This window comes from Salirhabdus euzebyi (assembly GCF_014207435.1).
In the GTDB taxonomy this organism is placed as follows: Bacteria; Bacillota; Bacilli; order Bacillales; family Alkalibacillaceae; genus Salirhabdus; species Salirhabdus euzebyi.
Window position 1 is genome coordinate 155885 of sequence record NZ_JACHGH010000002.1, and the last position, 23065, is coordinate 178949.

At 35.4% G+C, this 23065-nt stretch carries 24 protein-coding genes and 1 pseudogene; 19 read left to right on the top strand and 6 right to left on the bottom strand.

Going from position 1 to position 23065, the window contains the following annotated elements; genetic code table 11:
* Nucleotides 1-344: 344 nt before the first annotated feature.
* The 4 genes and pseudogenes from HNQ94_RS19570 to HNQ94_RS03845 form a co-directional block, all read left to right on the top strand.
* Nucleotides 345-857 (top strand): annotated as a pseudogene (locus HNQ94_RS19570) (peptidoglycan recognition protein family protein); the annotation flags it as partial.
* Between the two features lie 93 nt (nucleotides 858-950).
* On the top strand, nucleotides 951-1412 hold the full coding sequence (locus HNQ94_RS19720; protein WP_311771618.1) for a peptidoglycan-binding domain-containing protein: 462 nt from the start codon (nucleotides 951-953) through the stop codon (nucleotides 1410-1412).
* 202 nt (nucleotides 1413-1614) lie between these two features.
* Nucleotides 1615-3048 (top strand): PAS domain S-box protein, encoded by a 1434-nt coding sequence (locus tag HNQ94_RS03840; protein ID WP_174494994.1) that lies wholly within the window; start codon nucleotides 1615-1617, stop codon nucleotides 3046-3048.
* Nucleotides 3049-3120: 72 nt separating this feature from the next.
* Complete coding sequence (locus HNQ94_RS03845) at nucleotides 3121-3642, top strand: type 1 glutamine amidotransferase domain-containing protein (RefSeq protein WP_174494993.1); 522 nt, start codon at nucleotides 3121-3123, stop codon at nucleotides 3640-3642.
* Between the two features lie 39 nt (nucleotides 3643-3681).
* Here the strand turns inward: HNQ94_RS03845 and HNQ94_RS03850 are convergent, their stop codons facing one another.
* Nucleotides 3682-4680 (bottom strand): DoxX family membrane protein, encoded by a 999-nt coding sequence (locus HNQ94_RS03850; RefSeq protein WP_221452482.1) that lies wholly within the window; start codon nucleotides 4678-4680, stop codon nucleotides 3682-3684.
* A gap of 167 nt (nucleotides 4681-4847) precedes the next feature.
* On the opposite strand from HNQ94_RS03850, the gene HNQ94_RS03855 reads away from it, so the two are divergent.
* Together HNQ94_RS03855 and HNQ94_RS03860 are read left to right on the top strand one after the other, a co-directional pair.
* The gene (locus HNQ94_RS03855; RefSeq protein WP_174494992.1) at nucleotides 4848-5678 is read left to right on the top strand and encodes a manganese catalase; all 831 of its coding nucleotides are present in this window, start codon (nucleotides 4848-4850) and stop codon (nucleotides 5676-5678) included.
* 123 nt (nucleotides 5679-5801) lie between these two features.
* Nucleotides 5802-6368: a DUF421 domain-containing protein gene (locus HNQ94_RS03860; RefSeq protein WP_174495162.1), complete on the top strand. Its 567-nt coding sequence runs from the start codon at nucleotides 5802-5804 to the stop codon at nucleotides 6366-6368.
* Nucleotides 6369-6897: 529 nt separating this feature from the next.
* Here the strand turns inward: HNQ94_RS03860 and HNQ94_RS03865 are convergent.
* Nucleotides 6898-7164, bottom strand: coding sequence for a DUF4190 domain-containing protein (locus HNQ94_RS03865; RefSeq protein WP_246199925.1), 267 nt, complete (start codon nucleotides 7162-7164; stop codon nucleotides 6898-6900).
* 213 nt (nucleotides 7165-7377) lie between these two features.
* Between HNQ94_RS03865 and HNQ94_RS03870 the strand changes: the two genes are divergently transcribed.
* Entirely contained in the window at nucleotides 7378-8259 is an 882-nt protein-coding gene (locus HNQ94_RS03870; protein ID WP_174494991.1) for a 5'-3' exonuclease, read from the top strand.
* A gap of 34 nt (nucleotides 8260-8293) precedes the next feature.
* Here HNQ94_RS03870 and HNQ94_RS03875 read toward each other — a convergent pair whose 3' ends face one another.
* Nucleotides 8294-8482 (bottom strand): hypothetical protein, encoded by a 189-nt coding sequence (locus HNQ94_RS03875; protein WP_174494990.1) that lies wholly within the window; start codon nucleotides 8480-8482, stop codon nucleotides 8294-8296.
* A 128-nt stretch (nucleotides 8483-8610) separates the two neighbouring features.
* Between HNQ94_RS03875 and sspL the strand changes: the two genes are divergently transcribed.
* Complete coding sequence (gene sspL / locus HNQ94_RS03880; protein ID WP_174494989.1) at nucleotides 8611-8754, top strand: small, acid-soluble spore protein L; 144 nt, start codon at nucleotides 8611-8613, stop codon at nucleotides 8752-8754.
* An 80-nt stretch (nucleotides 8755-8834) separates the two neighbouring features.
* Here the strand turns inward: sspL and HNQ94_RS03885 are convergent, their stop codons facing one another.
* The 3 genes from HNQ94_RS03885 to HNQ94_RS03895 all read right to left on the bottom strand — a co-directional run bounded on the left by HNQ94_RS03885 (nucleotide 8835) and on the right by HNQ94_RS03895 (nucleotide 10732).
* Nucleotides 8835-9248 carry a FixH family protein gene (locus tag HNQ94_RS03885; RefSeq protein ID WP_174494988.1) on the bottom strand — a complete coding sequence of 138 codons (414 nt, stop codon included), beginning with the start codon at nucleotides 9246-9248 and terminating at the stop codon, nucleotides 8835-8837.
* Nucleotides 9249-9355: 107 nt separating this feature from the next.
* A complete protein-coding gene (locus HNQ94_RS03890; protein ID WP_174494987.1) occupies nucleotides 9356-10240 on the bottom strand; it encodes a polysaccharide deacetylase family protein in 885 nt (294 codons plus the stop codon).
* A gap of 117 nt (nucleotides 10241-10357) precedes the next feature.
* Nucleotides 10358-10732, bottom strand: coding sequence for a DUF4870 domain-containing protein (locus tag HNQ94_RS03895; RefSeq protein ID WP_311771614.1), 375 nt, complete (start codon nucleotides 10730-10732; stop codon nucleotides 10358-10360).
* A gap of 153 nt (nucleotides 10733-10885) precedes the next feature.
* Between HNQ94_RS03895 and HNQ94_RS03900 the strand changes: the two genes are divergently transcribed.
* The 11 genes from HNQ94_RS03900 to HNQ94_RS03950 all read left to right on the top strand — a co-directional run bounded on the left by HNQ94_RS03900 (nucleotide 10886) and on the right by HNQ94_RS03950 (nucleotide 23048).
* Entirely contained in the window at nucleotides 10886-11389 is a 504-nt protein-coding gene (locus tag HNQ94_RS03900; protein WP_311771615.1) for a DUF456 domain-containing protein, read from the top strand.
* A 101-nt stretch (nucleotides 11390-11490) separates the two neighbouring features.
* Nucleotides 11491-12474: a hypothetical protein gene (locus tag HNQ94_RS03905; RefSeq protein ID WP_174494984.1), complete on the top strand. Its 984-nt coding sequence runs from the start codon at nucleotides 11491-11493 to the stop codon at nucleotides 12472-12474.
* 112 nt (nucleotides 12475-12586) lie between these two features.
* On the top strand, nucleotides 12587-13429 hold the full coding sequence (locus tag HNQ94_RS03910) for a fatty acid kinase binding subunit FakB (RefSeq protein WP_174494983.1): 843 nt from the start codon (nucleotides 12587-12589) through the stop codon (nucleotides 13427-13429).
* A gap of 100 nt (nucleotides 13430-13529) precedes the next feature.
* Complete coding sequence (locus tag HNQ94_RS03915; RefSeq protein ID WP_174494982.1) at nucleotides 13530-14900, top strand: dipeptidase; 1371 nt, start codon at nucleotides 13530-13532, stop codon at nucleotides 14898-14900.
* A 193-nt stretch (nucleotides 14901-15093) separates the two neighbouring features.
* Nucleotides 15094-15510, top strand: a complete 417-nt coding sequence (locus tag HNQ94_RS03920; RefSeq protein ID WP_174494981.1) for a MarR family winged helix-turn-helix transcriptional regulator — start codon at nucleotides 15094-15096, stop codon at nucleotides 15508-15510.
* A 17-nt stretch (nucleotides 15511-15527) separates the two neighbouring features.
* Nucleotides 15528-16508 (top strand): ATP-binding cassette domain-containing protein, encoded by a 981-nt coding sequence (locus tag HNQ94_RS03925; protein ID WP_174494980.1) that lies wholly within the window; start codon nucleotides 15528-15530, stop codon nucleotides 16506-16508.
* Nucleotides 16509-17339, top strand: a complete 831-nt coding sequence (locus HNQ94_RS03930) for an ABC transporter permease (protein WP_174494979.1) — start codon at nucleotides 16509-16511, stop codon at nucleotides 17337-17339.
* 421 nt (nucleotides 17340-17760) lie between these two features.
* Complete coding sequence (locus HNQ94_RS03935; protein WP_174494978.1) at nucleotides 17761-19035, top strand: MDR family MFS transporter; 1275 nt, start codon at nucleotides 17761-17763, stop codon at nucleotides 19033-19035.
* Between the two features lie 170 nt (nucleotides 19036-19205).
* Nucleotides 19206-20720, top strand: a complete 1515-nt coding sequence (locus HNQ94_RS03940) for a glycine betaine uptake BCCT transporter (protein WP_174494977.1) — start codon at nucleotides 19206-19208, stop codon at nucleotides 20718-20720.
* Nucleotides 20721-20829: 109 nt separating this feature from the next.
* The gene (locus tag HNQ94_RS03945; RefSeq protein WP_174494976.1) at nucleotides 20830-21696 is read left to right on the top strand and encodes a patatin-like phospholipase family protein; all 867 of its coding nucleotides are present in this window, start codon (nucleotides 20830-20832) and stop codon (nucleotides 21694-21696) included.
* A gap of 89 nt (nucleotides 21697-21785) precedes the next feature.
* Nucleotides 21786-23048 carry a DEAD/DEAH box helicase gene (locus tag HNQ94_RS03950; RefSeq protein ID WP_174494975.1) on the top strand — a complete coding sequence of 421 codons (1263 nt, stop codon included), beginning with the start codon at nucleotides 21786-21788 and terminating at the stop codon, nucleotides 23046-23048.
* Nucleotides 23049-23065: the final 17 nt, after the last annotated feature.

The following is a 23065-nucleotide window of genomic DNA, read 5'->3' on the forward strand; positions in this document are numbered from 1 at the left end:
AATAATGCGAATTAATTTGTCAAAGGAACATAAAGAAGAAATAAAGGATAGAATTAACAGAAGGAGGGGAAGAATTAGGGGAATTAAAAGCCAATCAATTACTCCATTTTGTCATCAAGGAAATTGCCCCATATATATAATAAGAGAATATGGACGCGGGCACACAATTTATCCAACAAATGACAAATATAGAGGAAGACATAAGATCATTAGAAATACTTATTAGACAGGGACGTGTAGAAAAAAAACAACCGATGTTCACATTTCTTTTACGCTTATAATATATTATCTTGGGGGTTTTTTATGTATCCGCTAGATAGAGGATTATATCGAGAGGTGAAAACATGCGTTATTCAATAACGAGAGATTATATAACATTAGGTAATTCTAGGTCAGGTGAAGCATTACAGTCAGTACAATTTATTGTAGCCCACGATACAGGAAATCCAGGATCAACTGCATATGGCAACAGAAATTATTTTGAGACTGCGGACCCATTGGCATCTGCTCATACGTTTATAGATGATAAAGTGATACTTGAAATTATCCCACTTAATGAAAAGGCATGGCACGTTCGTTATAACGTGAATACAGATAACCAGCGTTATGGAGAAGATGCGAACGATGCTGCAATTGGTGTAGAGCTTTGCTGGGGTGGAAGTATTAATTTTGATGAGGCCTATAATCGCTACATCTGGTATCATGCATATTTAGTGAATGAATTTAATTTAGACCCTAGAAGGGACATTGTAGCCCACAGCACGCTAGATCCATCTAGAAGAACAGATCCACAAAACGCTTTAAATCGTTACGGTATTTCATGGAACGATTTTATTAATGACGTCGTAGAAGTTTACAATACACAATTTGTACAACAATCTGACGGCGATGTAGAAACATCCGAACCAGAAACAGTTATAAAAGGTGCATCTGTTCAATTACCTGTATCTATTGGAGACGAGGGCGAATTCGTAAGAGAAATTCAAAGTGATTTAGTAAGTGCTGGATTTTCTTTACCTCAATATGGGATTGATGGGATTTTTGGTCCCGAAACAAGACGTGCAGTAATGAGATTTCAAAAAAGATATGGTTTAATGGTCGATGGTTTAGTAGGAAGTCAAACACTGAACAAACTAAAGGAAGTGCTCAATACGAACAAACCTATCAATGAATTCCCACTACCTGATGGCATTTTACAAGAAGGGGATGAAGGAGAAGGCGTAAGACAAGTGCAGCGGGCACTGAAACATTTAAATTATGATCCAACTTATATTGATGGTATTTACGGACCCTTGACCGAGGATGCAGTCAGAAGATTTCAATCGATGTATAGTGCCTTAGCAAATGACGGAATCTATGGCCCAAATACACGAGAATTTATAGAAATGGAGTTAGTTGATGATCTATCATAACTTAAAGCCGTACTTGTACGGCTTTTTTCTTTGATATATGCAGGGCAATTTGGTAAATATTTCACTTAATATGTTTAACTCCTTGAAAGATAGGGAAAAGGAAAGTCGATTATAAAATTATTCTACTATTATTTATCTTGTTTACAATTTTTTACAAGATGTTATGATTAGTATAGGACGACGGTAAAAGGAGCGGAGTATCTTGGCATCAAGAAATAATGAACTTGATTTCGTTCAAGTTGTAAACAATTCCATGAGTGCCACTATTATTTTAAACGATAACGGGATTATATTTGCTAATCCTTATTGTTATGAATTATTAGGTTATAAAGATACGGAAACCTTAATTTGGCAGGAAATACTACATCCGGAATTCCATGATATATGTAAAGAAAGGCTATTGAAAGTTTTTACAAATAAGCAAACAGTACATGTTATGGAACAGAAAATGATCAGAAATGATGGGGAAATTATTGATGTGGAAGTATTTGCAACTCCGTATATAGATAAAAGTGGGGAAGTTTATGCTCAAATTCATTTCAGAGATATTACTAAAAGAAAACGTTATGAGGAAGAATTAAAGAAAAGTGAAGAAAAATATCGCCTAATGAGTGAAAATGCATCCGACATTATATCAGAACACGATATGGAAGGACGTATACTTTATTTATCTCCATCCATTAAAGAAGTGCTTGGGTTTGATTCGGAAGAACTTTTTCACCTAACACCTTGTGATTTCATACATAAAGACGATTTAAATAGGGTTAGATACTGTTATGCGAAAATACTTCATACTGGTGAAACTTCAACAGTACGTTATCGACTGATGGACAAGGACAAGAAGTATATTTGGGTAGAAACGAGAAAAAAGCTTGTCTTATATAAAAAGGAGAAAAAAATCATTGCGATTACTCGAGATGTTGATGAACAAATACAGACGGAAAAAATGCTCATGCAATCAGAAAAATTAGCTCTCCTTGGGGAATTAAGCACAGGCATTGTACACGAAATTAAAAATCCGTTAACGTCGATTAAAGGTTTTTTGCAACTAATGAAGGCCGGAACTATTAATATTAAGGATTATTTAACGATATTAAACTCCGAAATTGAACGAATAGAATCTATTGCGGGGGATATTTTGTCCTTTGCGAAGCCTCAGGAGAAATTAGAGAATCTTGATATTACAAACATAATTGATGATGTAATGTTGTTAATGGAAGTACAAGCATCCAAAAAGGACATCGAGCTACAATGGAATCCAGTTAAGCGCAATATGATTTTATCAGGGGACGAAACGCAGTTAAAGCAAGTGTTCATTAATTTAATTAAAAATGCTATTGAGGCAACCAGCAATGGTGGAAAAGTTAAGGTTGCCGTTGAAGAAGAGGTTTCATCTATACATATACAAGTAATCGATAACGGCGAGGGTATTCCGGCGGATAAACTAGATGAAGTCGGCCAATCGTTTTTTACAACGAAGGAAAAAGGAACTGGATTAGGGTTAATGGTTACAAATAAAATTGTGAAAAATCACCATGGTAAAGTATTGATTGATAGTGAAGTTGGAAAAGGGACTACATTTACTATTCAACTCCCAAAAGTTGAAAGTTATTCTAAGGTTGTAGACAATATATAACGTTTCGTTTTGTTTGCATTATTCTTAATTCTATTTGAAAATATATAGTATAGAGTGAAGGAGGTAAGTGACATGCGACTTCAAAATAAAAAAGTTATACAAATTGTAAGCGATGATTTTGAAGACTTAGAGCTTTGGTACCCTGTCTTAAGGTTAAGAGAAGAAGGGGCAACCGTTCATATTGTAGGAGAAGAAGCAAACAAAAAATATATCGGAAAATATGGAGTGCCAGTAGAATCTGAATTCTCCTTCCAAGACATAAGTCCCAACGACTATGATGCTATTTTAGTACCTGGAGGATGGTCTCCAGATAAATTAAGAAGATATGAAGAAGTATTGAATATGGTAAAGACAATGGATGAAAAACAAAAGCCAATCGGACAAATTTGTCATGCTGGATGGGTGCTTATCTCAGCCAATATTTTACGCGGAAAAAAAGTAACGAGTACACCCGGTATTAAAGATGATATGATCAATGCAGGAGCAACATGGTTGAATGAGCCTGTTGTAGTGGACGGGCACATCATTTCTAGTCGCAGACCCCCTGATTTGCCTGATTATATGAAAGCCTTTATCGAGGTTCTCTCAAAATGATTAATGAAAAGGATGTACCTAAGAGGGTACATCCTTTTTCTATGCAAATCGGTAATATATAAGTAAAAAAGTAGATAGCGTGAAAATAAAGTTTAAGGAAACGAAAATCACTTTATTTAAGATGTTCGTATGCATCGCAACAGGCGGGTGATAAAAAGATACCCCTTCAATAATAAAAATTAACAACACGATATGAATCATAAAATGACCAACTACTTCTGTATAGCCAAAAATAGTTGTTGTTAAAACAAATAAGATGGTGACGACAACTGATAAAACCCGGTTTAATATACCGACAACTAACAAATAGCCAACAATAAATTCTATAAATGCAGCCATGACAATAAAGACCTCAGGCTCGAATCCAAATGTAGGGACATGATGGTGATGGATAATCTCTACGGTTAAATGAGGATAAACCCATTTTTCAACGGCTACCCAACATAAAGAAAGTCCTGTCCCCAAATATAACAATGGAAAACCCCATTCTTCTAATTTTGTTTTTCCTATTAATAACACACCAATTATAGCCAAATAGTATCCATAATCTAAAATGTGAAATAATCCTACGTTACCTAAAACTTTGATAAATAAAACCAACAAAGATAAAGAAGCTATTTTCGTCGCAATATGGTGTGGAATAACTAGTATGGCAATTGTTATCCAAATCCAGTAAATCTCCCACATTGTCGTTACTTTAAATTCAGGTGCAAAAACAGAGCTCGATAATACTTGTAAAATAAGTGCTATAGCTGTTCCGTACTTTAAAATATATCTAGATAAATGGCGGTAACTTGCTAGCTTTTTTTCTGTTTTTTGTATCCATGCAATTTTCATTAGTTTTGGTAATACTTGCGTTAACAAACCGAGTAAAATCGCGATAAAAAGGGCAAAAAGTAAAAAGAAAGGAGTTAAAATATTTTCTATTGGTTCCTTAACGGGTGTTTGTGTCGCAAACCACTTAACATGGCCTAATGCTGTCACGGGTGTAATAATAAGTATAAGGAATATAGCAGGTATAATTTGTTTTTTCTTCAATGAAATCCCACCTCTTGATTTTATCTATTCTTAATATGTAACGTAAAAGCAAGATTATTAGTTATTACCATTATTATTTTCACATAGAAAAAATCTTTGGACATTTGTAACAGAAAATGACCTCCCAACATATAATTATTGCGAGTTGTTTATAGGGAGGTAATGTAATGTTTTATCATATTAAAGAACTACAATATGAGTCTAAGCCGTCATGTCCAGATCCCGTTTATGCAAAAAAATTACAAGAAGTATTAGGTGGTCAATACGGTGAAATAACAGTTATGATGCAATATCTCATGCAAGGGTTTAATTGCCGAGCAGATCCTAAATATCGTGATTTACTTTTAGACATAGGTACAGAGGAAATCGCACACGTAGAGATGCTTGCTACATTAATTGCTCGTTTGTTAGATAACGCACCAGTTGATCAACAAGAAAGAGCAGCTGAAGATCCTGCTATTGAAGCTATTTTAGGAGGTATGAATCCTCAACATGCTATCGTGTCAGGCTTGGGGGCAATGGCTATTGATAGTGCAGGTTATCCTTGGAATGCAAAATATACGATTGCAAGTGGAAATCTATTAGCAGACTTCCGTGCAAACCTAAATGCAGAATCCCAAGGAAGACTGCAAGTAGTCCGTTTGTATGAAATTGCTGATGACCCTGGGGTAAAAGATACCTTATCCTTTTTAATTGCACGTGATACAGCTCACCAAAACCAATGGAAAGCAGCCATTCATGAGCTAGAGACAAGAGAGAAGGATATTGTCGTTCCAACAACCTTCCCGCGGGAGCTAGAAAAACAGGCAGTATCGTATGACTTGTATAATTTGTCTCGTGGAGATGCAAGTTCTAAAGGTAGGTGGGCCCAAGGTCCTGCTCCAGATGGAAGAGGTTACTTTCAATATATTCAATCACCACAGCCTTATGGTCCTCAACCACATCTGATTCCAGCACCTATTTATATTCATGACACATTACCAATGTCAAAAATGTAAAGATAAAGACAGCCTAGGATCCATTCAGGGCTGTCTTTTTGTGCCTCTTTTCCTGCATGAAAAATTTGTTTAATGGAACGATAAAGAAGGAAATAAATGCGTGAAGAGGTGCTTTAAATGGAAATGAGTTTAATTTGGAATTCCTTATTACTAGTATTTGCGGGTGTGTTGCTACTAAGAATTGCTGGAAGAAAGTCTATTTCTCAAATGACGTTAGCACAAACAGTTGTTATGATTTCTATTGGGTCTATTATCATTCAGCCAATTGTGGAAACAAGTGTTGCTCGAACACTGGTAGCTACAGCAATTTTTATTTTGGCTTTAATTATTATGGAATATTTGCAATTGAAGTTTAATGTTATAGAAAAATTTATCTCTGGTAAATCAAAAATAATGGTTAAAGACGGAAACATTAACGTAAAAGAGATGAGAAAAATGAGATTTACAGTTGACCAGCTTGAAATGAGATTAAGACAACAAGGTATTTCAAGTTTTTCTGATGTAAAAACTGTTACCTTAGAACCCAATGGGCAAATCGGTTATGAGCTTGTAGAGGATGCAAAGCCTTTAACCGTTCGAGAATTTAAAAAACTAATGAATATGTATGATGAACAACCAGCAAATTCTAAAAACATTTTTGAAGAAATATCGGACCCACAGGAACAAGAGAATCCGAAAAATTTGCACTAATTAAGGATATGAAGAGTTACTTAAATATAAAATTGTAAAAAGGCTTTTCCACTCGGGAAAAGCCTCTTCTTTTTATATGCTCTTTTCTAATAATTGTTACTAGGCTGTTTATTTAAACTACGGGTAACTGTAGCTATGGATGTTGAGTGCTATACCGCCGCTTTGGCAGAATACTTCGCTTTCCACGGGCATGGCCTCAGCCTCCTCGCGGAAAACCACCGCTGCGGGGTATACAGACACGTGCTATCTCGCAGGAGTCTGCGTATTCTGCCTACGCTAAGATTGATTTTCTGATTCAAGGATAGTGGTAAACCATATAGGCATGTTAGATAATTCTTCCTTATCAATACGACTATTTTTTCTACTTTCTTTTTCCCAATTCGTCCGTACATTAAAGATAAGCACATACTTAGTGTATTTCCGTAGCGGTGGAATTCTGACACATTAAATTACGTCACATTTTCTATCTAATGTAACAAACAACACTCTATTAGAAAACAGCCTCTTTATTGAAAATATTGTGATTAAGTTACGAAAAATAGGCGACTAAACCTAGCCAAAACCATGCTTTTAAGGCAAGGGTTGCTAAACCGAGAATGAATCCTGTTATAGCCATACCTTTACTTTGATTCATACCAATTGCACCGAAAACAATAGCTAAAATGGCAATAGGATATGGAATGAGCGGAACCCAGTAAAAGACTAATCCTATAATTCCTAAAACAAGGGCGGAAATTGCCAAGCCTTTGCTCTGATTCTGCCGACCATTTTCCATAACTTGATTATGATTTCCCATTTTGATCACTCCCATAAAATAATTTTCCATTCATTATACGTAAGGGATGGAAAAATTTTCTGAGGAATTTATAAATCGAACGCCCATTTTAGCTAATCAAGTTGACAAAGTATTTTCTACATATAGATTGGAAATAATCTTTACCTAACGAAGACAACAATTTTTGGTATGATAGAATAGTAGTAAACTGTAGATAGAAGGGAATTTTAATTTATGCAATCATACAAAAACAACGTCATGCTAGTTGATGGTATGGCATTATTATTTAGAGGTTTTTTTGCCACGTCTTATACAGGCAATTACATGATGACAAGTAAAGGTGTACCAACAAATGGAATATATGGATTTTTAAAGTATTTTTTAGATGCAATTGAAACATTTGAACCCAGCCATGTCATATGTTGTTGGGATATGGGAAGTAAAACGTTCCGTACGGAAATGTACGATCAATATAAGGCAAATCGTGACGAACCTCCTGTTGAATTAATTCCACAATTTGAGCTAGTGAAAGAAGTGGTAGAGGCTTTTGGTGTTCCTAATGTTGGAATTGCAGGCTATGAAGCGGATGATTGTATTGGTACACTTGCACGAGAATATAGCAAAGAGAATGACGTGTTGATTTTGACAGGTGACCAAGACATTTTACAGTTAGTAGATAATCAAATTTCTGTAGCAATTATGAAAAAGGGACAAGGAAATTACCTCGTATATCAAGAAGATAATTTCCTTGAAGAAAAAGGGTTGTCCCCTTTACAAATTATAGACATGAAAGGCTTGATGGGAGATTCATCTGACAATTATCCTGGTGTAAAAGGTATCGGTGAAAAGACAGCTCTTAAGCTGTTACAGGAATACAAAACAATTGAAGGGATACTAGAAAATTTAGATCATTTGTCAAAGGGAATTAAAAAGAAAATTGAAGAAAATCTTGATATGTTACATTTATCAAGGACATTAGCTAAAATACATTGTGAAGTACCTGTATCTTGCTCACTAGAAGAAGCTTTATGGAAGATGGACAACGAACAGGTCCTTCGTAAATTTGACGAATTAGAGTTTAAAAGTTTAATGAAATTGATTAAACAAGTAGGATAAGAAGCATTATCCTACTTTTTCTTTACCCATATTTTCATCCTGAAATAGGCTTATCAGAAATTTCTTCCCCATCAGAAATACCGTCTTCATAGCCACAATCATAAGACTGCTTTAATGATTCTTCTAGAAGGTGTCTAACTTCTGTAGGCAAGCTAACTTGTTTAACTTGTAGTTCTTCGAAGAGTTTGTTTTTAATTGCGTTGAATTCTGGTTGGAAGGACATATGTATCAACTCCTAAAAATGCTATTCGTATTATTTGAAAAAAATTATTAAATATACGAAAGGTAATAATACAGCATTTTGGATAAATGGCACTTTATTATACAAAATAAGGGGTGGAGGTGTTGCAAATGGGAAAACATAATAAAGAAGACCGTGACAGGGGCCAAGCTGCGCCAAGTGTAAATCCTCAAGGCTTGTCAGAGGATGTAGCTAATCAACGACCTAAGTCTCAGTTAGAACAACGTGCTAAAAAGAGAAACACAAAAATTTAAGGCTATGGAATCCCATAGCCTTTTTATTTTTTAAAAAATCTTTTTAAACGGTAAGATGATTCCGCTAACTGAATCCATAATCATTGTTTTGCGGAGACGGTTATTTCTTGTCTTGGCATATGGTGCATATTTCTCGCGGTTGCGTGAGCCACAACAAAGTATGTTCCTTGTTCATCAAAAATAGTATTAATAGAATATACGCCATCCCCTTGATGGATGGATTCCATCATCTCTCTGTCATCTTCACCAGAGCGCCATACTTCAAAAACTACTTCATCAGCATTTTCGACAAGATCATCACCTTGTGTAACAAGTGCCTCTATCGTTACCTCTTCATCTGCAGTAACAGTTTCGGGAACACGTATAAGTACATCCAACATTTCTGAAGTAGCACCTTTCACTTGGGTATCTGGGTCCTCATTTGAATTATTGGAACCGTTACAGGCTGTTAAGATAAAAAGAAGACACCCGAAAAGAAACATAAACTTTTTCAACATACTCAACTCCTAATAAATTTTTTACTATTATTTCCACCTGGATCAAAAATAGTCAAAAAATTTATATTTTTCCCTAAAGAGTTGTAATTATGTAGAAAAAGGGTTTATTTTAATGGAAACTCATCAAGCTTTGCAAAACGAAATCCCTCTTTTATTAGTATTGGGATAGCTAATTTCACTCCTTCAGCTGTCTCACTATGGGGTTGATTCATGTGGAGTAAGGCAATTGAACCAGCATGGGAGTTTAGAAGGGCATGTTTAACTTGTTCTTTTGAATAGGTGGCACCAGCGTCCCCTAAAATAGAATAGTTAACAACTTCCATACCTAAATCCTCAACAATTTGAACGCTTACATCATCGTAAAAAGCAGTACCAGAACGAAAATATTTAGGTGTCTCCCCAGTCATTTGTTCAATTAGTTGATTATTTACTAATACTTCTTCTACAACTTCAGCAATACTGGTAGTGCCCTTTATACCCCATGCAGTGTTTCCATTGATCGATAAAGGTTTATGATGAGTGCCATGATTTGCTATGCTGAAAAGGGGATTGTTATATAATGCTAAAAATAATTCTGGATTCTCATTTATCCACCTACTATTGACAAATAAAGTTGCAGGAATGTGTTGTGTGATCAAGTAATCTAGTAATTCCTTATCATATTCACTTCCGTAAGGTCCCCCGCAAGCATCTAATGTTAATGCGATCACTTTTTCTGTTGTGTTTAATTGTGTTTTGACTCCTGTAACCGTTTCTCCCCATTCTACAGGTAGATAGTTGGGAGCTTCATATTTTGATAAAATGAAGTTTTTTACATGCTTTTCTGTAAAACGGGAGAAATCTTTTACATGTTTATGTTTTAACAGCACGGGCACAGTTGATAGGTATTTCTCATTATGGTTTGCTGCTTTCTCTACTATATAGGAGCTTTCAACAGAATGACTACAACCAAACATGAGAAGTAGACAACCAATGACTAGTATACGCATATAAACTCCTCCATAAATAAACAGTTCAGATAAATTTTACCATTAGTCTAAAGCGCAAGAAATAATTTTTTGACATAAAAAAACGGTTAAGCGAAAAGCTTAACCGTTTACAATTAATTACTTGGAGGAATGTAGTTGTTTTTCTACCATATTACCAATTAGAGGTAGCTTAAATCTTTTTCCTTGGTAAGCTTTTACCATCAATAAGATCCACAGAGCAATAATGAGTGGGTAAATTAGGATATAAACGAACCATCCTAAAATTGGGATCATACCTAACACGATGCTGAGGACGAATAACCCTCCAAATACAAATATAGATTGTAGAGCATGAAATCTAATGAATGAACTTTCCTTTTCAATAATGTAAAAAACAATTCCGGTAATCAAACCTACCAGATAACATAGTAATCCTGCTACGTTTAGATCCATACCTGTAGATGATTTTTCTTGATGGAATTCCTCTTGTCCGCTGGTTTCCTCTTTTTCCATGAACATTAACCTCCTCTTAATTATCTTTGTCTTACAGATGAAAAATGTTGTAAAATTTACCAAAAATGTGACATAAATATGGAATTATAAAAAGATATTTATAAAGTTGGTAAGAAATTGTAGAATAAATGAGTTAGATAATTTAAAGATGGAGTGAGTTTATTGATAGATATTTTATTATGGATTGCTATTGTTGCATTATTTGCATTTAGCTTTGTGGGAATTTTATTTCCGATAGTGCCGTCTGTTTTGGTGTTATGGGGTGGTTTTTTAGTCTACCATTTCTTTATAAATGACCAAACATTATCAGTAGTTTTTTGGATAGTGATGGGAATTTTTACCGTTATATTATTTGTTGCGGATATAATCGTGAATAGCCATTTTGTTAAAAAATTTGGTGGGAGTAAATGGGGTGAAAGAATAGCAGCAATTGCTGTTATATTCGGGTCTTTCGTCTTCCCTCCAATAGGAATTTTAGTTATTCCTTTCGTTGCTGTTTTCGTTACCGAAAAATTACAGAGAAAAAGCTTGGGAGAATCAATGAAGGCCGCTTTTGGCTCACTTGTCGGCTTTTTAGGTAGTTCTTTTGCTAAGGTAGTCATTCAATTTGTGATGATTGTTTGGTTTTTCTTAGATGTTTGGATTAATCTATCCTAAGAAGCTTACAAAAAGCGTCTTTTCTCTATGATAACAATTTTTAAATCATGTAGATATTATACTTTCGTATACATTTTGTGATTTATGTTAGGAGGCATGGTTTGTCTACATTAAAATGGAATAATAAAAAGGTAAAGTTAGAGAAAGCAAGAGAGTGGATAAAAGACTCCTTCGATGAGTGTGTAGAGGTGATAGGTCCCATAGAAATATTTCGGTCCAATGATTGGGGTATTACTTCTCTATTTGAAATAAAGACAGGACAAGATACTAAGTCAGTTGTGCTAAAAATAGGCTTTTTATCCATTTTCAAGCCTTCTGTATCCATATATGAAACATTAAGTAAGCTGCATTCAAAACATTTGCCTACATTTTTATGTGGGGAAACAAAAGAAAATTTTACGTGGTTAGTATTCGAGAAGTTTGATGCTCAGTTAGTAAGGGAATTAGATAGTCGAAGCGCATATAGGAAGATGGGAAAAACAATGGGCAGGATCCAAAAAGAACTTGCACCTATAGTGAAGCTAGATGACAAAATTCCGAGTTTACCTATTGGGAAATTGGCTGTATTATTGCCCGACTTTGTAAAGGATAAATATGCAAAGTATAAGGGTGTCTGGAAGGATAAACTTTCGAACCAGGATGTAAAAGTAATAATAGAGAACGTTACAAAAATACTGAGTCAATTGAATGAAAAATTGGTCTCCATTCATCATTTAGATTTTCATGGGAAAAATGCAGCAATAGACAATCGAACAGGAGAGGTTATTCTTTTTGATTTTGAAGAGGCAGTTATTACCCATCCATTCTTTACTCTTGATAAATTACTTAGAGAGGTTAAAGAATTAGACAAGGTTACCGATAAAAATAACGGATGGACATCTGTGCAACAGGATATTATTCATGCTTATTTGGAGGTATTTGGTAAAAGCCAAAAAGAATTCGATTTAGCTATGGTTGTTGCACCAATAGTGGAAGCTTATTTAGGGTCTTTCTTTATTAAAGAAGTAGGCTGGGAAAATCTAGAGCCTGATTTATACTTAGACAGCTTTATGATTACAAAAGAAAGATTGTCTCTTTTATCATAAAGTACCTAAAAAGATGTATAAGAAGAAAAAATACGTTAAACGTATGAAAGAATTATAACGTGGTAAAATTTTAACAAATGCGTCGAAATACTTTAACGAGGGGAACACATTTATGAAAAAGATTGCTTGGATTACAGATAGTACTTGCGGTTTACCAGAAGAATATATTAAAGAAAAAGGGATTTTCGTCCTACCAATGAATGTAATTTTAAATGGCATCTCTTATAAAGAAGACATTGATTTATCTAAAGAAGAAATTTACGAAAAATTACAGGTTTATGGTGAAGGGGCAAAAACAAGTCAGCCTTCCTACGGTGAATTTATTGAGGTCTACGAAAAAGTAAAAGAGGAATATGATTGTGGGATTGCTATTCATGCATCGAGCGAATTAACTGGGACTTATCAAAGTTCAGTGAGTGCTTCTCAAATGACAGGTTTTCCTGTAGAAGTTATTGATTCTAGAATTGGATCTTATCCACTTGGTAAAATGATTCAAAATGGTATAGAAATGCAAGAATCCGGTAAAAGCTTTGAAGAAATTGTAGAAATAATGAAGGCATATCCACAACAAACAGATTTATATCTTTTGCCTGCGAGTTTTGATCAGTTGAAAAGAAGTGGACGAGTCAGCACTGCTCAAACAGTTTTTGCTAATTTGATGAACATCAACCTATTATTGAAGTTTGATGATGGGAAAGTTGTCGTTGACGAAAAAATTAGAGCGAAAAAGCGTGCAAAAAGAAGAATTTTCGATATCGTTGGGGAAGCAATCCAACAATATCAACTGAAAGAGGTTTGTGTGTTACATGCAGGTGTAGCGGATATGGCACACGCTTGGAAAGAAGAGTTGGAATCTATTCATCAAACAATTAAATTTAAGGTAGAAACACTTGTACCAGTTGCAGGAGTTCATACTGGTTATGGAACGATGGGTGTTGCTTGGTTAAAAGTGTAAAGGACGTGTAAACGTCCTTTTTTTTATTATTCGTTCAAGTATGCGAATCCTTATGAAAGAGTGTATAATGAAGAACAAATAAAAGTGAAGGAGTCTAATTATGGTAGAAAAAGTGATTAACTATTTGCATGAAAACCGAGAAAAACATCTTGAAAAGCTGAACGATTTTTTATCCATTCCAAGTGTAAGTACGGATAGCATACATAATAACGATGTAGAACAAGCGGCAAAGTTTGTGGCTGATTACTTAAATGAATTAGGATTTAGCAGTGTGGAAGTGATGCAAACAAAAAAGCATCCCCTTGTCTATGGTGAGTGGATGGAAGCAGGTGAAAATGCACCAACAGTCCTCTTATATGGCCATTATGATGTACAGCCAGCCGATCCATATGAACTATGGGATAGTGAACCTTTTAAGCCAGAAGTAAGAAATGGGCGCCTTTATGCTAGAGGTTCGAGTGACGATAAAGGCCAAGTTTTTATGCATTTAGCTGTTTTTGAAGCATACATAAAAACAACTGGTACTCTTCCTCTAAATGTGAAGGTTTGTATAGAGGGTGAAGAGGAAATAGGAAGTGAAAATTTATACGAAATACTTGAAAAACAAAAAGAAAAGTTTGATGCCGATTTTGCTGTCATTTCAGATTCAGGCATGGTAGACAGCGGACAGCCAACAATCTTATATGGATTAAAAGGCTTTACAGGTTTAGAGTTTACCGTTAAAGGCCCATCTCGTGATTTGCATTCTGGTATTTACGGTGGGGCTGTAAGAAATCCAGCTATGGCAATGGCTCATATTCTTTCCACTTTAAAAAATATGGATGAAGTTGTTACGGTTGATGGCTTTTATGATGGTGTGGAGGAGCTGACTAGTGATGAACGTGAGCTCATAAAAAATGTGCCTGGTGAGGATTTCGTGAATTCTACTGGAATCCCAGAGACGACTCCGGAGCAAGGGTATACAGCAAAAGAGCATACGATGGCAAGACCAACTTTAGAAATAAACGGATTATATAGTGGTTATCAAGGGGAAGGGACAAAAACGATTATTCCATCGTCAGCGACTGCAAAACTAACATGTCGTCTCGTTCCAGGCCAGAACCCAACTCGTATCCAAGAACTTCTAGTAGAGCATCTAGAAAAAAATGTTCCAGCAGGTGTCACAATAGACATTAAAAGAGAGCCTCTTTCTGCAAAAGCTTATAAGGTAGACCCTAACCATCCATTGATAACAAAAGCCGCCAAAAGCTATTCGGAAGCATTTGGTAAAGAAACGGTTTACGTTCGAATGGGTGGTTCTATCCCTGTAGTAGAGTTAATTGAAACAATTTATAACATTCCAATTGTTTTACTAGGATTCGGGACACCTGATGATAGACTACATTCTCCAAATGAAAGCTTTCCATTAGAAAGCTTTGATAAAGGAATGGAAACATTAGTTTATTATTGGAATGAAGTAAGAAGTAAATAGAATGTAATTATAAGGGAAACACATGCTATTGTGATAGCATGTGTTTCTTGTTTTCATCAATTATGAAGTGGAAAACAAAATCAAATTTGAAAGTATCGAGTACTAGGAAATTAACTCCCGGCATAGAATTTTGTTATAATATTTCGTATACGAAATAATCGTTTGCGAAACGTTTAAGGAGAGGTAAAGGGATATGAAAAGTGGATCACAAATAGCTTCATTAATAAGAGACATTAATTCACAGATAAACGTAAAGCTAAGAATAGCTTTTAAAGACCTTGAATTAACCCCACCTCAAATGATGATTATGCATATGCTCTGTGAAGATAAAAAGCTAAAAGTAAGTGATATAAGTAAAAAGATGAGTCTAGCAAATAGTACGGTGTCTGGTATTTTAGACCGTCTAGAAAATCGTAATTATATAAGTAGAAAAAGAAGTGAGAAGGATAAACGTATTGTCTATGTTTATCCTTCACAACAAATCGAGGATCTACATACTACTCTTCATAACCGAGTATCGACTTTTTTAGAATCTATTGTCGAGCATGCATCCGATGAAGAAATGAGAAATATTTTAACCGGTTTACAAACGTTAAAAAAATTATTGTAAGGATAGGGGAAGAGAAGATGTCCAAGATTGTAGAAGTAAAAGGACTTAAAAAAAACTATAAAGACTTTGAGGCAGTAAAAGGCGTTGATTTTCATGTGGAAAGCGGAGAAATTTTTGGTTTTCTCGGTCCCAATGGTGCTGGAAAAAGTACAACTATTAATATGTTATCCACTATTGTTAAGCCCTCGGAAGGAAAGGCTTTCATAAATGGATTTGATATTGTTAAACAGAAAAACAAAGTACGTTCTAGTATTGGACTTATTTTCCAGGAATCTACGTTAGACGAAAAATTAACGGCAAATGAAAATTTAATGCTCCATTGTAAATTTTATGGAGTTGAGAAAAACTTACGAGAAGCACGAATACAAGAAGTTTTAGAAATAGTTGATCTAACCGATAGGCGTACCAATGTAGTAGAGACGTTCTCAGGCGGCATGAAAAGAAGGTTAGAAATTGCAAGAGGTTTGCTTCACTATCCTAAAGTATTATTTTTGGATGAACCTACGGTGGGGCTTGACCCACAAACGAGAGCCCATATTTGGGAATATATTTTAAAGCTAAAAGAAAAAGCTGGAATTACAATCTTTTTAACAACACACTACATGGATGAGGCAGAAATTTGTGATCGTGTTGCTGTAATGGATGGTGGGAATTTAATTGCATTAGATACGCCTGATGAATTAAAAAGGAATGTTGGTGGAGACATTTTGGAAGTGACAACGGAAAACAATGAAGAAGCCAAAAAGTTAATTAAAGCAACCTATCTTACAGAAGTAAAAGAGCTTGAACAAGTTCTCTCTTTCCACGTAACAAAAGGAGATGAATTTTTAGTAGAGTTTATTAAAACATTTAACATTCCGATTAAAAGTGTAAACTTACGTCGCCCAACATTAAATGATGTGTTTTTACAGTTAACAGGTCGAGAAATTAGAGAGGAAGTTATATCCCAAAAAGACCGTATGAAAAAGCAGCTACGACAGGGAAGGAGAGGGCATTAGATGGAAGCGATATACGCGATTTGGCAACGTGATATTTTAAAATTTTTTCGTGATCGAACCCGCTTAGTGGGCTCCTTTGCAATGCCATTTATGTTTCTTATTTTATTTGGTAGTGGTATGAGTGGTGCGATGTCGACTATGCTTGGTGGGGAGGGAGCAAGTGGTCCATTAAGTGATTTTAATTTTGTAGAATTTATGTTTCCAGGAATTATCGGTATGACGGTTTTCAATACTGCCATTTTTTCCGCACTTTCGGTCGTCCAAGATAAAGAATTTGGTTATATGCGGGAAATTCTGGTTTCTCCAATGTCAAGAGTGTCTATAGCAATTGGTAAAGTATTAGGAGGAAGTACTGTAGCTGTTTTTCAAGGTTTAATGATGCTCGTATTTGTTCCCTTTATCGGTATATCGATTTCATATATGACGATAATAAAGCTTTTTCCAGTTATGTTTTTAGTAGCTTTTGCGATTTCGTCAATCGGCTTGCTTATAGCTAGCTCCTTAAAAACAGCACAAGGTTTTCAAATGATTGTACAAATTTTAATTTTTCCAATGCTATTTTTATCGGGAGCGCTTTTTCCGTTAAGTGGCATGCCTGCTTGGATGGACGTGTTAGTAAAAATTAATCCACTAACATACTCTGTGGATATGTTCAAAAAAATCATTTTTGATGTCGAGCAAATGAATCCTGTTCTGGTAGAAGCAATGGGCTTAAATCTAAGAATATTTGATCATGTCATTACCTTTACGGAAGAAGTTGTCGTTGTAACAATCATTAGTATTGTTTTCGTTGTATTGGCAACCATCAAATTTTCGCGTGCAGAGGCTTAATTATATATTGTCTTTCCATTAATAATATGGTAAATTTTATAAGGTAAAAAAATGATTGGAGATGTGTGATGATGAAAAGCGATGTTCAAGGAAAGGTAATTGCATGCTGATATAACCTGTAAATGTTTTTTTACAGTGTTATTTGCTATGCCATTCCATCTTTCTTGGACAACGTTCTTCGACTCGTCATGTTTCTCTTAAGATGCTTATGATGAACGAAATACGTTTGTCATGGGCTTTTTTGTGCTTTTAGAACAGTTTAGGCTTTGATGAAGTGTTAATTTATAGGAAAGAGGATATTCTTCTTATTACAAATCTACTTTTCTTTTCGCTTCTTTCAACTGAACTAATTCAATTGTTCAGAGCTTAGAAAGATGGAATCACCACCGACTATAAATCATTAAGAAAGAAGGGAATAAAATTGAGGTGGAAAGATTGGGATCTGAACTTAAAGGTTCGGTTATTTGGTGAATTTTTGATAAACGTATTGTTTTGGATGTTTTTCCCGTTTATGGCAATTTATTTTTCCAACCATTTCGGAAAAGAACTCGCTGGTGCTTTATTGATTATTTCCCAGTTAATTGCGGTTTTCGCAAACTTAATTGGGGGGTATTGCGCGGATAAGTATGGACGTAAAAAAATGATGGTATTTGCAGCGTTTGGTCAAGGGGCTGCTTTTGTGGTATTTGCTTTTGCCAATTCGCCATGGCTAGAGTCGCCTATGCTTAGTTTCATTAGTTTTTCAGCACTAGGTATTTTTGGCTCCTTCTATTGGCCTGCTAGTCATGCAATGGTTGCGGACGTAGTTCCTGCCAAACACCGTACTGAAGTGTTTGCAGTTTTTTATACAGCTATTAATATTTCAGTTGTAATCGGACCAATTCTTGGGGGTATCTTTTTCTTCGAGTATCGCTTCGCTTTATTATTAGCAAGTGCTTTAGCGAGCTTTCTTTTAACAATTTTGATTTTAAAATTAATTAGAGAAACAGCTCCTACTATAATAGGTGAAACAAGTGTGGAAGTTAAAGAGCGAAGAAAATGGTACACAGCAATAAAAGAACAGCTAAGGGACTATCGTGTTATTATAAATGATAGGGCATTCTTATTCTTTATCATCGGTGGTATTTTCGTTGCTCAAGCTTTTATGCAAATGGATTTACTTTTAGCGGTATACATGAGTGAACAAGTCCCTGCTCAACAATTATTCTCCATAGGCAACTGGACTGTTGAAGCAACAGGAGAGAAAGCATTTGGTTGGATTATTGCAGAAAATGGCCTGTTAGTAGCTTTATTAACAGTATTTATATCTAGATGGATGTCTAAATATTATGAGCGAAATGTATTTGTTATTTCAGCTTTTTTGTATGGAACTTCTATGTTGATATTTGGTCACACGACTAGTCTTTGGATTATTGCAATAGGAATGTTAGTTTTTACTATGGGTGAACTAATGGTTGTTGGTATTCAAGAAAGCTTTATTTCAAAACTTGCTCCTGAGCATATGAGAGGGCAGTACTTTGCTGCAGGTAGCTTGCGTTTTACAATTGGGCGAACGATAGCACCAATTGCTATTCCACTAACAAGCTGGGTAGGATTCCAATGGACATTCAACATTTTATTCCTATTAACCTTACTAAGTGCAGGAATGTATATGCTAACTTTTAAACTAGTTGCCGCGAGAGACAAAAAGACGTAATGAGATAACAGGGGATTGTTGAAAATTCAACAATCCTCTTTTTGGTTTGCCTCATTACATATCGGGTTATCCTAATTCAGCGTTCCATTTGAAACTTACAAAGCCGCACATAAAACACGAAAGGAAGAAAACAATAATGGTGTAGCAATAAGATGGAAGGGAGTAATAAAATGAAAAAGGCTTCGAGTGTATTTTATATTTCTGCTGCAATTATAGCTCTCTTGGTTGTGTTTGGAGTTTTTATGCCAGAAGTATTAGAGGAATTTACAGGTAAATTACAAACATTTATTTCTAATTCGTTTGGCTGGTATTATTTAATTGTTGTAACGTTAATGACAATTGTTTGTTTGTGGTTCCTAATTAGCCCAGTTGGAAGAATTAAATTAGGTAGACAGGATGAGAAACCTGAATTTACAAGACCTACCTGGATTGCCATGTTATTTAGTGCGGGTATGGGTATTGGACTTGTGTTCTGGGGTACAGCAGAACCACTAAGCCATTATGCAGTAAGTTCTCCAACAGGTGAAGTTGGAACAAATCAAGCTATTAGAGATGCGATGCGATTTACTTTTTTCCATTGGGGCATTCATGCATGGGGTATTTATGGCATTGTTGGCTTATCACTAGCTTATTTCAATTTTAGACATGGTGAACCTGGATTAATTAGTGCAACTTTAAAGCCAATTTTTGGAGAGAAAGTGAAAGGCGTTTCTGGAAAAGTGATAGATATTATAGCGGTTGTTGCAACAGTTCTTGGTGTAGCGACTACGCTTGGTTTTGGAGCAGTACAAATAAATGGCGGTTTATCTTTTTTATATGACATCCCTAATAATATTCTAGTTCAGCTCATTATTATTACAATTGTAACCGTTCTGTTTATGATTTCTGCATGGACAGGACTGAGTAAAGGGATAAAATATTTAAGCAATGCAAATATGGGACTTGCTGTTATTTTGTTTTTAATCATGTTATTTGTAGGTCCAACAATATTTATATTGAATTTATTTACAGATACGATAGGGACATACATCCAATCCATTGCTCGAATGAGTTTTAGAATTGCACCTTTAGATGGAGAAATTCGCGGATGGATAACCGGATGGACTATTTTTTATTGGGCTTGGTGGATTTCCTGGTCACCATTCGTAGGGGTCTTTATAGCAAGAGTATCGAGAGGGAGAAGTATACGTGAATTTGTGTTTAGTGTATTACTAATTCCATCTGTTATAGGTTTTTTATGGTTCGCCGCATTTGGTGGTTCTGCCATACATTTAGAACATAATGGGATTGCCCAAATTTCAGGTTTAGCCACAGAAGAAACGTTGTTTGCGGTATTTGAAAATTATCCATTAGGATTAATTGCATCCTTCATTGCGATTATTCTAATTGCAACGTTCTTCATTACTTCAGCGGATTCTGGTACGTATGTGCTTGGAATGATGACAACTAATGGATCACATTCACCAGGGAATCAAGTGAAATTAACTTGGGGTATATTACTTGCTGCCATCGCAGTAGCACTTCTTTATACAGGCGGTCTTGATGCTCTACAAAATACGATGATTATTGCAGCTTTACCATTTTCCATCATAATGGCCTTAATGACTGTTAGTTTAATAAAGGCATTATATAAAGAATCGAGGGAATTAGGTATTGGACGAATAAAAAAACGTAGTGATTTATAAAGAGAGGGACCTGATAGGTTGGTCCCTCTTATTTGATGACAAAATAATGTTTTAAAGGGATTTATTATGATAAGATAGTTATTAAATGTAATTAATAGAGGCGATAGAAATGGAACATACAGGATTAATACTAGAAGGAGGGGGGATGAGAGGTTCCTTTACAGCGGGTGTTCTCCATTATTTTATGGAAAATGATTTGTATTTTCCGTACGTAATTGGTGTTTCCGCTGGCGCTTGTAATGGTTCATCTTATCTTTCTCGTCAAAAAGACCGAAATAGAATCGTGAATATTGACTATATTGAACACCCTGAGTACATATCGATTAAACGATTTTTCAAAAATAGAGAATTACTCGGCATGGATTTTTTGTTTAATAAGCTCCCTAATGAACTAGCACCATTTGATTATGAAACTTTTTATAAGGCTCCAGAAAAATTTATTGTTGGAACGACTGATTGCCAAACAGGACAAGCCGTATATTTCGAAAAGTCAGCCCATCAGAATAATATGTTAACGATATTAAGAGCCTCTAGCTCACTTCCATTTATTGCACCTGAGGTTGAATATGACGGAAAATATTTATTGGACGGTGGTATATCTGATCCGATCCCAATTCGAAAATCTGAATCGGATGGGAATAGGAAAAACGTCGTTATTTTAACACGAAATGAAGGGTACGTTAAGTCCAAGTCTTCATTTCAATGGTATGTGAAGCGAAAATTCCGTCATTATCCATCTCTTGCGAAAACGATGTTAGAACGACATGAAACGTATAACAAGACAGTTCAGTACATAGAAGAGCAAGAGAAGAATGGTAATGCTTTTGTGATTCGCCCCATAGAAAAATTAGAAGTAAGCCGTATTGAACGTAACCCGGACAAGTTAAAACGTCTGTATGTCCAAGGGTATGAAGAAGCGCAACGTAAAGGCAAGGCATTGAATGAATTTTTGAAGAGAACTTCTATAAGCATCTGATTGTTCAGGTGCTTTTTCATTTTATGCGAATTATCCAAACAAATCGAACCAATCATAATAATAGTAGTTAAAAACGAGAGGTGTAAAGAATGAAGAACTTTACCGAGCTAGGCTTACAAGAGAATCTTTATAAGAAATTATTTATGCTTGGAATAGAAAAACCAACAGCTGTTCAGGAAAGAGCAATACCTTCTATATTGGAAGGTAATGATGTTCTAGGGCAAGCGCAGACAGGAACAGGAAAGACGCTTGCTTTCGTTTTGCCGATTTTACAAAAAATAGATCCATCTGAGCCACATATACAGGCATTAATTTTGGCTCCTACTCGTGAATTGGCTATTCAAATTACTGAGGAAATTAATAAGCTCATTACCTATAAAGATGGGCTAGAAGTTTTGGCTGTTTATGGCGGCCAGGATGTAGATAAACAATTGCGAAAATTAAAAGGAGCTACACAAATAGTTGTCGCAACCCCTGGGAGACTTTTGGATCATTTGCGTCGTGGCACGATTGATCTTTCTAAAATTTCCATGCTCGTATTAGATGAAGCGGATCAAATGTTAAATATGGGCTTTTTACAAGAAGTAGAGGATATTATAAAAAAAACGAACACTGAAAGACAAATGATGCTTTTTTCTGCTACAATGCCCCAGGAAGTTCGAACTTTATCAAAGCGATACATGAAAAAACCAGAAGATATTCGAATAAAAGAAACAAAAATAACGGTTGAAGACATTGACCAACTAGTTGTGGAAACGACAGACCGTACAAAACAAATGACATTACGGAATCTTCTTGATGAGTATCGACCATTTTTAGCTATCATTTTTTGCCGAACAAAAAGAAGAGCAAAAACGTTAAATGATGCACTGCAAACTTATGGTTACAATAGCGATGAGTTACACGGTGATTTATCCCAAGCAAAAAGGGAAAAAGTAACCAAACAATTTCGAGAGGCCAAATTGCAATTTTTGGTTGCTACCGACGTTGCTGCACGAGGCCTAGATATTGAAGGGGTAACACATGTGTTTAACTATGATATTCCAGAAGATGTTGAAAGCTACATTCACCGTATAGGTCGAACTGGTCGTGCGGGTCAAAGAGGGATGGCTATTACATTAGTTGCACCTAAAGACAATCAATCTCTACAGGTAATTGAAAAAGGCATTAAAATGTCAATAAATAGAAAAATAGTCCAAAAAACCGAGCAGAATAAAGAAAATGAAGGGAATAATGAAAGCAAGCCTAACAAAAGAAGACCTAGGACAGGATTTTCAAAACAAAAACAAACTAATCCCCGTAATGGAAAGAATACTGCTCGCAAGAGGGATAATAGAAATAGATCAAGGTAGAAGACTGTTTCAATTAG

Coding starts and splice junctions, on each gene's coding strand:
- HNQ94_RS03895 (WP_311771614.1), bottom strand. CDS start 10,732: ATGGAAAAAGAGGAAACCAGCGGACAAGAGGAATTCCATCAAGAAAAA.
- HNQ94_RS03870 (WP_174494991.1), top strand. CDS start 7,378: ATGCAATCATACAAAAACAACGTCATGCTAGTTGATGGTATGGCATTA.
- sspL (WP_174494989.1), top strand. CDS start 8,611: ATGGGAAAACATAATAAAGAAGACCGTGACAGGGGCCAAGCTGCGCCA.
- HNQ94_RS03845 (WP_174494993.1), top strand. CDS start 3,121: ATGCGACTTCAAAATAAAAAAGTTATACAAATTGTAAGCGATGATTTT.
- HNQ94_RS03875 (WP_174494990.1), bottom strand. CDS start 8,482: ATGTCCTTCCAACCAGAATTCAACGCAATTAAAAACAAACTCTTCGAA.
- HNQ94_RS03865 (WP_246199925.1), bottom strand. CDS start 7,164: ATGGGAAATCATAATCAAGTTATGGAAAATGGTCGGCAGAATCAGAGC.
- HNQ94_RS03920 (WP_174494981.1), top strand. CDS start 15,094: ATGAAAAGTGGATCACAAATAGCTTCATTAATAAGAGACATTAATTCA.
- HNQ94_RS03890 (WP_174494987.1), bottom strand. CDS start 10,240: ATGCGTATACTAGTCATTGGTTGTCTACTTCTCATGTTTGGTTGTAGT.
- HNQ94_RS03945 (WP_174494976.1), top strand. CDS start 20,830: ATGGAACATACAGGATTAATACTAGAAGGAGGGGGGATGAGAGGTTCC.
- HNQ94_RS03940 (WP_174494977.1), top strand. CDS start 19,206: ATGAAAAAGGCTTCGAGTGTATTTTATATTTCTGCTGCAATTATAGCT.
- HNQ94_RS03855 (WP_174494992.1), top strand. CDS start 4,848: ATGTTTTATCATATTAAAGAACTACAATATGAGTCTAAGCCGTCATGT.
- HNQ94_RS03915 (WP_174494982.1), top strand. CDS start 13,530: ATGGTAGAAAAAGTGATTAACTATTTGCATGAAAACCGAGAAAAACAT.
- HNQ94_RS03925 (WP_174494980.1), top strand. CDS start 15,528: ATGTCCAAGATTGTAGAAGTAAAAGGACTTAAAAAAAACTATAAAGAC.
- HNQ94_RS03860 (WP_174495162.1), top strand. CDS start 5,802: ATGAGTTTAATTTGGAATTCCTTATTACTAGTATTTGCGGGTGTGTTG.
- HNQ94_RS03910 (WP_174494983.1), top strand. CDS start 12,587: ATGAAAAAGATTGCTTGGATTACAGATAGTACTTGCGGTTTACCAGAA.
- HNQ94_RS03930 (WP_174494979.1), top strand. CDS start 16,509: ATGGAAGCGATATACGCGATTTGGCAACGTGATATTTTAAAATTTTTT.
- HNQ94_RS03950 (WP_174494975.1), top strand. CDS start 21,786: ATGAAGAACTTTACCGAGCTAGGCTTACAAGAGAATCTTTATAAGAAA.